The sequence below is a fragment of the Streptomyces alkaliterrae genome (assembly GCF_007097205.2).
GTDB classification, from domain to species: domain Bacteria; phylum Actinomycetota; class Actinomycetes; order Streptomycetales; family Streptomycetaceae; genus Streptomyces; species Streptomyces alkaliterrae.
In genome coordinates, this window is record NZ_VJYK02000249.1 from 1 (window position 1) to 8,042 (window position 8,042).

The following is an 8,042-nucleotide window of genomic DNA, read 5'->3' on the forward strand; positions in this document are numbered from 1 at the left end:
GGTCGGGGGCGGGTCGAAGCCCTCGTGCGGCGCGGCCCCCACCCGGGCCGGGAGCCGTCCCGCGCCCGCACCACCGGGCTGCCGGGGGCGCGGCAGCAGCCGGCCGCCCCTGGGTGCGCCCCCGGCGGCGTGCGCCGCCCGCGGTGCGGTGGCGGCGGCCACCGCCTCGGGCAGCCGGTTGTGTACCCGGCCGAGCAGGCCGCCGAGTTCGGCGGCCTGCTCGGTGGAGAGCTGGGACCCGTCGCGGTGCCGGCTGTCGACCCACGGGTGCAGCGCGTAGCAGCGCCCGCCGACCACGACGACCGTGGACCCGGAGTCGGTGACCAGCGGCGGCGCCACGGGCACGCCGAGCAGCCCGAGTTGGACGGTGGTCCGGTGCTGGCGCTCGATCGTCTCCGGGGCGCCGTTCAGATGGTGTTTGAGGAAGAAGCGGCCGCGCGTCGTGGTGAGGCGGTAGCCGCGGTTCAGCAGGCCCTCGGAGAGCCGTTCGCAGGAGATCTGGTCACCGACCTCGGGGCCGTATCGGCCGAGCAGGGTAGTGAGGGTGTGCGGGGGGAGCGTGGATCGTGGTTGCACGAGCGGCACCGTACCGGCGTATTGGTGGCTTTGGCGGCTTTGTTCCGAAGGTTCACGCCCCGGGCGTACGCCGGGGTCGCACTTCACCCGAACAGCGGTACCGGGTGCGCCCGCGCGACACCCCCGCCACGCCGTGCCGGGCCGCCGCGGGCCGGTGCGAGGTGCGGAGACGTGACAACGGCCGCGCGCCGGTCCCGGGGCCGCCCCTGACGGGCGGTCGGGACCGGCGCGCGGCCTGTCTTCCGTCGGTGCGCGGACGGCGCCGCCGTGTCTCAGCTGGTGAGGTCTCCGCTGCCGCCGCCGGGGTCGCCCCCGCCGCCGGTCGGGTCGCCGCCGCCCCCGGACGCGTCGCCGCCGCCGGGGTCGCCCCCGCCGCCGTCGGCACCGCCGTTGTCACCGCCGCCGTTGTCGCCGCCGCCCTGGTTGCCCTCGGTCGCGCCCTCGTTCGTGCCCTCCGTGTGGCCGCCGTCGGCGTTGCCCTCCGTGTTGCCGCCGGTCGTGGGCTCGCTGGGCGTGCCGGAGTTCTGCGGCGTGGACGGCCGGTTCTGCGGCGGCGCGGGCGGGTTGTAACTCGGCGGCGGGGTCCAGCCGTTGTTCGCGTCGTCGGTTTCCTCGTCCGTCGGCGTCGGGTCAGGCGACGGCGACTTCTCCTTCTCCGTCTCCTGGACCGACGGCGACGGGCTCGGGTCGGTGGTGTTCCCCTTGCCCTCACCGGTGTTGTTTATGGCGAAGTAGACGCCGAGCGCGACCGCCAGCACGGCGAAGAACGCGATCAGCGCGTACTTCACGCCGCCGCCGCGTCCGCCCTCGCGGCGCGGGCCGCCCTCGAAGCCGCCGTCGTCGCCGTCGGGGCGGCCGAGCAGCATGGGCGGGCCGACGGTCGTCGGCGCCTCGTCGTAGCCGGGCCCGGCGGAGGGCGTGCCCATCGCGGGCGTGCCGCCGGCGAGCACCGGACCGGTGTTCCACAGCCCGCCGGTGTGACCGCCCTGCTCCTGGAGTTGACGCAACCCGTACTGGGTGAGGCCGCGCATCTCCTCCGCGGACTGGAAGCGGTCGTCCGGCTCCTTGGCGAGCGAGCGCATGACCAGGCCGTCCAGCTCCGGCGGCACGTCGTCGTGCACCTCGGACGGCGGCACCGGGTCGTCCTGCACGTGCTGGTACACCACCGACAGCGGCGTCTCGCCGGTGAACGGCGGACGCTGCGTCAGCAGTTCGTACAGCAGGCAGCCGGTCGCGTACAGGTCGGAGCGGGCGTCGACGGCCTTGCCGAGCGCCTGCTCGGGAGAGAGGTACTGCGGCGTGCCCATGACCATGCCGGTCTGCGTCATCGTCTGGGAGGCGCCGTGCAGGGCGCGCGCGATGCCGAAGTCCATCACCTTGACCGCGCCCGAGTCGGTGATGATGACGTTGGCCGGCTTGATGTCGCGGTGGACGATGCCGTGCTGGTGGCTGTACGCCAGCGCCTCCAGCACCCCGGAGACGATGATCAGCGCCTGCTCGGGCGGCGGGGCCTCGGAGGTGGCCAGAAGGTCACGGATGGTTTTACCTTTAACCAACTCCATGACGATGTAGGGGACGACCGAGCCGTCCACCTCGTCCTCGCCGGAGTCGTACACGGCGACGACGGCGTGGTGGTTGAGGCCCGCGACCGACTGCGCCTCACGCGTGAACCGCGCCTTGGACACCGGGTCCTCGGCCAGGTCCGAGCGGAGCAGCTTCACCGCGACCGTGCGGCCGAGCCGGACGTCCTCCGCGGCGAAGACCTCGGCCATGCCGCCCCGGCCGAGCCGGCCGGTCAGCCGGTAGCGGCCGTCGCCGACGAGGCCGTTGTTCCCAAACATCCCGGCCTGCCCGGCGGCGCCGTTGTCCGGCTCGTCGGGGTCCGCGGGGCCCCCGGCGGAGTGTGTCTGGGCCATCAGTCCTCGCCATTGTTGGAACCCGCGGGGCGCGGGCGAGCGTGAGGGGGAGTGACGGGCCATCCAACCCGCTCCCGGCAGGGCCTGGCAAGTTGCGGCCTGCGGTTCCGCGTACCGGCGTACGATGCGCGTGCATCGGGTCACGGAACCGGTAGGCGGCTTGACTCGTCAGACCCCTACGGCAGACTGGGGCCCGGATATCCCGATCCAACAGCAACCGTACATGCGAGATGAACGGTCCGTAGGAGGGCCTACGGCGCCGAGGGGGAAGCAGGCAGATGAGCGACGTCGGCGGACAGCCAGCGAGTTTCGAGGGGCGGAACGTCGGCAACGGCCGCTACCAGCTGCGACAACTGCTCGGTGCGGGCGGCATGGCCTCCGTCCATCTCGGTCACGACACCGTGCTGGACCGGCAGGTGGCCGTCAAGACCCTGCACTCCGAACTCGGCCGGGAGGCCGCGTTCCGCGAACGGTTCCGCCGGGAGGCGCAGGCGGTCGCCAAGCTGACGCACACCAACATCGTGTCCGTCTTCGACTCCGGTGAGGACGAGATAGACGGCGCGATGGTGCCGTACATCGTCATGGAGTACGTCGACGGCAAGCCGCTGCGCGGCGAGCTCGACGAGGACATCCGCCAGTTCGGTGCCATGCCCGCCGAGAAGGCGCTGAAGATCACCGCCGACGTGCTCGCGGCCCTCGACGTCAGCCACGAGATGGGCCTCGTCCACCGCGACATCAAGCCCGGCAACGTGATGATGACCCGCCGCAATGTGGTGAAGGTCATGGACTTCGGCATCGCCCGGGCCATGCAGTCCGGTGTGACGTCCATGACACAGACCGGCATGGTCGTCGGCACCCCGCAGTACCTCTCCCCCGAGCAGGCGCTCGGGCGCGGCGTGGACGCCCGGTCCGACCTCTACACGGTCGGCATCATGCTCTTCGAACTGGTCACAGGGCGCCTGCCCTTCGACGCGGACTCGCCGCTGGCCATCGCCTACGCGCACGTCCAGGAGGAGCCGGTCCCGCCGTCCTCCATCAACGCCTCGCTGCCGCCGGCGGTGGACGCGCTGGTCGCCCGCGCCCTGCGGAAGAACCCGAACGAGCGCTTCTCCTCCGCCGAGGAGATGCGCCAGGAGTGCGAGCGCGTGATGCACTCCGGCGCCGCCTCCGGCACCACGCCGACGATCATCGGCGGCGCCCCCGCCCAGAGCGGCGCGGGCGTCGCGCAGTCCGTCTTCCCACCGGTCAGCGCGACCGGCACGCCGCCTCCGCCGAGCGCCATGCCGGCCGCCGGCTACCAGACCCCGGCGCCGTACGCGTCCCAGTCCGGCTACGGCACCCCGCCGCCGAACACCACCGGCCCGATGCCCGCCGCGTACAACAGCGCCGCGACCCCGGCCCCGTACGGCTCCACGCCGCCCCCGGCCAACACCGGCGGCGGCAACAAGAACCTCGGCATGATCGTCGGCGCCGCCGTCGCCGCGCTTGTGGTGATCGCCGCCGTCGGCCTCATCATCGCCATGAGCCGCACGAGCGACGGCGGCGGCAACGAGGCCGAGGGCGGCGACCCGAGCCCTGTCGAGCAGGTCACCCCCGGCGGCGGCGGTGACGGAGACGAGGACGGCGACGAGGACGGCGACGAGGACCCCAAGCCGACCGATGCCGGCGTCAAGGAGGGCGACAAGACCCGCACCCTCACCACCGACAAGTGCACCGAGGCCCGGCCCTACTACCAGGACCGCGACAAGGACAAGCCGCGCCTGGTCACGCCGGACTTCACCATCAAGCACATCGACTCGGTGCGGGCCTGCATCAAGGCCGCCGGCTGGAAGCTCGACGACGACTTCACCGAGCAGGACGAGAACGTCTACGGCAAGGGCATCGTGATGTCCCAGTCGCCGAAGAACTACGAGCCGTTCGACCCGGACAACGACGAGATCAAGCTCACCGTCTCCACCGGCAAGCCGTGACGCGTGCCGACCCGCTGAGCGCCGGCGTGCGCCGGCTCAGCGGGTCGGCACGAGCGGCCAGTCCGGTGCGGTGAGGTAGCGGTCGCCCCTGGTGATCTGGTGGTGGGCGTAGAAGCGGCCGACGGCGGGCTTGCCCCGGTAGTAGCCGACCGCCCGGCGGGCGGCGTCGACGACCACCGGGCGCGCCATGCAGGCGAACTCCAGCCGCTGCCTCTCCATCGCCCACCACATCGCGGCCGGATCCACCCGCTCGCTCACCAGTACCGGGAAGAGGGCGACGCCGGTCTGCAGACCGACCGGCAGCCCGCCCTTGTGGGCCTTGGCGTACCGCATGGCCTGCCGGGTGAAGGAGTCGATCACCGGCACGGTGATCTCGGGCACCTCGGCGGCGATGGTGAACAGGTGCAGCCTGGTCGCCGCCCAGCGCAGCCGGAAGTCGGCCCGTCGGCCGACGAGCACGGGCGCCCCGGCCCAGTTGTCCCAACCGACCGAACACCCGTCGCCGGCCAGCCGCTCGGCGACCCCGGCCAGGTAGCTCTGCGCGTCCCGCGCCTCCCCCGTCTCCATGCCGCAGATTCTGCCGCGCGCCGCACGGACGCGGAACACCGGGAGCGTTCGAGCGAGGAACGCTCCCTCAGGCCCAGCACGCGCCCAGACTGAACAACGGAGGTGTGTGGTGACGGTAACTGAGGACCGGCCGCAGATGCTTGCCGAGGAGTTCGAGCGCATCGCCGCCGCCGCTGCGCGGGAAGGCGTACGCCTGGAGTTCATTCACGGAAAGCTGGGGGTTAAAGCGGTGCCGGACGGCGACCACGACGAGATCATCAGGTGGTTGACGAAGTACTGCATGCAGCACCGGCCTGATCTGTGGCTTTACCCGGAACGCGGGCTGAGGGTCGAGACCTGCCGGAAGGGCTACGCCAAGCCGGACGGCGCTTTGACAGCGGATGGCGGATTCGCCGGCCAGGGAGAGTGGGCGGACCCTGATCAGGTGCTGATGGTCGTCGAGGTGACGTCGTACGCCGGCGACACCGACAAGCGCGACCGGGGAGAAAAGCCGAGTGCGTACGCGCAGACGGGCATCCCGGTCTACCTCCTCATCGACCGGGACACCTGCGAAACGCTGGTGTACGGCGAACCCGAGGGCGGCGCATACACCAAGCTCGTCCGGCGCCGTTTCGGCAAGCCGGTTGAGCTGCCCGCCCCGGTGGGCTTCTCCCTGGACACCGAGCCGCTGAAGGACTGGGTGCGCTGAGAGCGAGCCAGGCCTGATCACGCGTCGTGCCCGACGTCGGCGGTACGCCGCGTCGGGCGCTTTTTTCGGGCGCTTCTGTGCTGTCGCGTCACCGGGAACACGCGGGGCTTGGTTGTTGTTCAGATTTCAACTACTCTGCTTCCGGCTCCCGAGGAGAGGTCACCGATGCCCGCGATCACCGCACCGAACCCGTTGGAACTGCCCCGCGTCCCGGCGCCGAACGCGCCGGAGAGCGTCGACCGGCCCGTGCTGGCCGTCCGTACCGCACCGAGCGGCCTGGAGGGGGAGGGCTTCCCCGTCCGGCGCGCGTTCGCCGGCATCCACCACCGCCACCTCGACCCGTTCATCATGATGGACCAGATGGGCGAGGTCGACTACGCTGCCGGCGAGCCGCGCGGCACCCCCTGGCACCCGCACCGCGGCTTCGAGACGGTCACCTACCTCATCGACGGCACGTTCGTGCACCAGGACTCCGAGGGCGGCGGCGGGGTCATCAACGGCGGCGACACCCAGTGGATGACCGCCGGCTCCGGGCTCCTGCACATCGAGACACCGCCGGAGGAACTGGTCGTCAGCGGCGGCCTCTTCCACGGCCTCCAGCTGTGGGTGAACCTCCCGGCGAGCGACAAGATGGCCGCTCCCCGCTACCAGGACATCGGCGGCGGCAGGCTGCGGCTGCTGACCACCCCGGACGGCGGCGCGCTGCTGCGGCTGATCGCCGGCGACCTCGACGGCCACCAGGGGCCGGGCATCACGCACACCCCGATCACGATGGTCCACGCGACCGTCAGCCCGGGCGCGGAGATCACCCTGCCCTGGCGGTCCGACTTCAACGCGCTGGCGTACGTGCTCGCCGGCAGCGGCGGCGTCGGCCGCGAGCGGCGCCCGGTGCACACCGGCCAGACGGCCGTCTTCGGCGCCGGCGACGCCGTCACGGTGTACGCGGACCCGTCGCAGGACTCCCGCACCGACGCCCTGGAGATCGTCCTGCTCGGCGGCCGCCCGATCCGCGAACCGGTCGCCCACTACGGCCCGTTCGTGATGAACAGCCACGCCGAACTCGTCCAGGCCTTCGAGGACTTCAACGCGGGCCGCCTCGGCCGCATCCCCCCGACCCGGAAAGGCTGACGCCGGAGAGTGGAGAGGCCTTCACGTCACCCGCGAGGCTGAATCCGTCGGATGCGCGGCGGATAGCGCTGCTCGGACACGTGACGCGGTCGCTGCGCAGCGCGCGGGCACACGACTCGGGTGGGGAGGCAGCCCCGCATGCGGCGCTCCTGGTACTGGCGGCTGCGGAGCTACCCGAGTCGCTGCCTACGGAGAGGTGGCAGGCGTTGCGCCGACTGCTCGAGCGTTATGCCGAGTCCGGTGCCCACGAGGGCGATCTGATCATGTTCGAGACGAGTGAGCACGGGCTGGTTCCGGTATTGGCGGAAGTGAAACTCCGCCAATACCGGAACCAGAAGCGGGGAGGCCCACGCCGCACTTCAACGGCTGCGAGCGGACGGCGCCGCAGCCCGGGCGCGTGGGGTGGATCCGGTGACCGCCCTGCGGGAGGTACGCGGGCGGGACGCCCAGGGCCGCGAACGGACGACCGAAGCCGATCAGGAGAGCAGGCGGCACACCAAGGAATTCCGCCGGGCGGTGGGTCTGTGACGGAGTCGGGACCACGCCGTCACTTCTTGTTGGACGCCTCCGCTGGAAGGAGATGGCCGACCGGGGGGATCTGAACACCCTGGTTCAGCTCTTCCGCTGAGGCGTTGTCGGTCCCCCGTTCGGGTGAACGGCCCCTGGCGTGGTTCAGTCCCAGGTGGGGGGTGGGGCGTCTTCGCGGAGCTCGAACCAGATGACCTTGCCCTCGCCGCGGGGATCGACGCCCCAGTCGCCGGCGAGGAGGTCCATGAGGACCAGGCCTCGGCCGGAGGAGGCGAGTTCGCCGGGGTCGCGGCGGTGGGGGAGTTCGTCGCTGTGGTCGGAGACCTCGACGCGGAGGCGGCGGGCGCCGGGGCGGCCGGTGACCTCGGCGACCATCAGGGCGTCGCCGTCGGTGTGGACGAGGACGTTGGTCAGCATCTCGGAGAGCATGAGGACGGCGCCGTCGACGGCGGCGGCCGCGTTCGCGGCTCGCGCCTCCTCCGCGGCGCGCACGTCCTCGGTGGCGGCGACTTCCGTGTCCTGCGCGGTGCCCCAGTCGTAGAGCATCGCCTGGAGCTGGTGGCGGGCGTCGGCGACGCGGACGGCGTCGGCCTGGGAGATGGTCAGCACGGTGCGGCGGGCGGTGGCCGGGCGGGTGCCGTCCTCGCCGCGGCGTACGAGCAGCAGGGC

General features: G+C 72.1%; 7 protein-coding genes. 3 read left to right on the forward strand and 4 right to left on the reverse strand.

The annotated features are described in order from the left end of the window. Together FNX44_RS20205 and FNX44_RS20210 are read right to left on the reverse strand one after the other, a co-directional pair. On the reverse strand, positions 1-576 hold a 576-nt coding region (locus FNX44_RS20205), incomplete at its 3' end, for a phosphotransferase (RefSeq protein ID WP_143649891.1). Between the two features lie 272 nt (positions 577-848). Next, complete coding sequence (locus FNX44_RS20210; protein ID WP_143649893.1) at positions 849-2,492, reverse strand: protein kinase domain-containing protein; 1,644 nt, start codon at positions 2,490-2,492, stop codon at positions 849-851. A 278-nt stretch (positions 2,493-2,770) separates the two neighbouring features. Here FNX44_RS20210 and FNX44_RS20215 point away from each other — a divergent pair, with 278 nt between their 5' ends. Beyond that, complete coding sequence (locus FNX44_RS20215) at positions 2,771-4,462, forward strand: Stk1 family PASTA domain-containing Ser/Thr kinase (RefSeq protein ID WP_143649895.1); 1,692 nt, start codon at positions 2,771-2,773, stop codon at positions 4,460-4,462. A gap of 36 nt (positions 4,463-4,498) precedes the next feature. Here FNX44_RS20215 and FNX44_RS20220 read toward each other — a convergent pair whose 3' ends face one another. After that, complete coding sequence (locus FNX44_RS20220; RefSeq protein WP_143649897.1) at positions 4,499-5,029, reverse strand: levansucrase; 531 nt, start codon at positions 5,027-5,029, stop codon at positions 4,499-4,501. A 136-nt stretch (positions 5,030-5,165) separates the two neighbouring features. Between FNX44_RS20220 and FNX44_RS20225 the strand changes: the two genes are divergently transcribed. Together FNX44_RS20225 and FNX44_RS20230 are read left to right on the forward strand one after the other, a co-directional pair. Continuing rightward, positions 5,166-5,717, forward strand: a complete 552-nt coding sequence (locus FNX44_RS20225; RefSeq protein ID WP_143649899.1) for a Uma2 family endonuclease — start codon at positions 5,166-5,168, stop codon at positions 5,715-5,717. Positions 5,718-5,882: 165 nt separating this feature from the next. Then, positions 5,883-6,845, forward strand: coding sequence for a pirin family protein (locus tag FNX44_RS20230; protein ID WP_143649901.1), 963 nt, complete (start codon positions 5,883-5,885; stop codon positions 6,843-6,845). 672 nt (positions 6,846-7,517) lie between these two features. On the opposite strand, the gene FNX44_RS28145 is transcribed toward FNX44_RS20230, so the two are convergent. Further along, a partial coding sequence (locus tag FNX44_RS28145; protein ID WP_143649902.1) for an ATP-binding protein occupies positions 7,518-8,042 on the reverse strand: 525 nt, incomplete at its 5' end.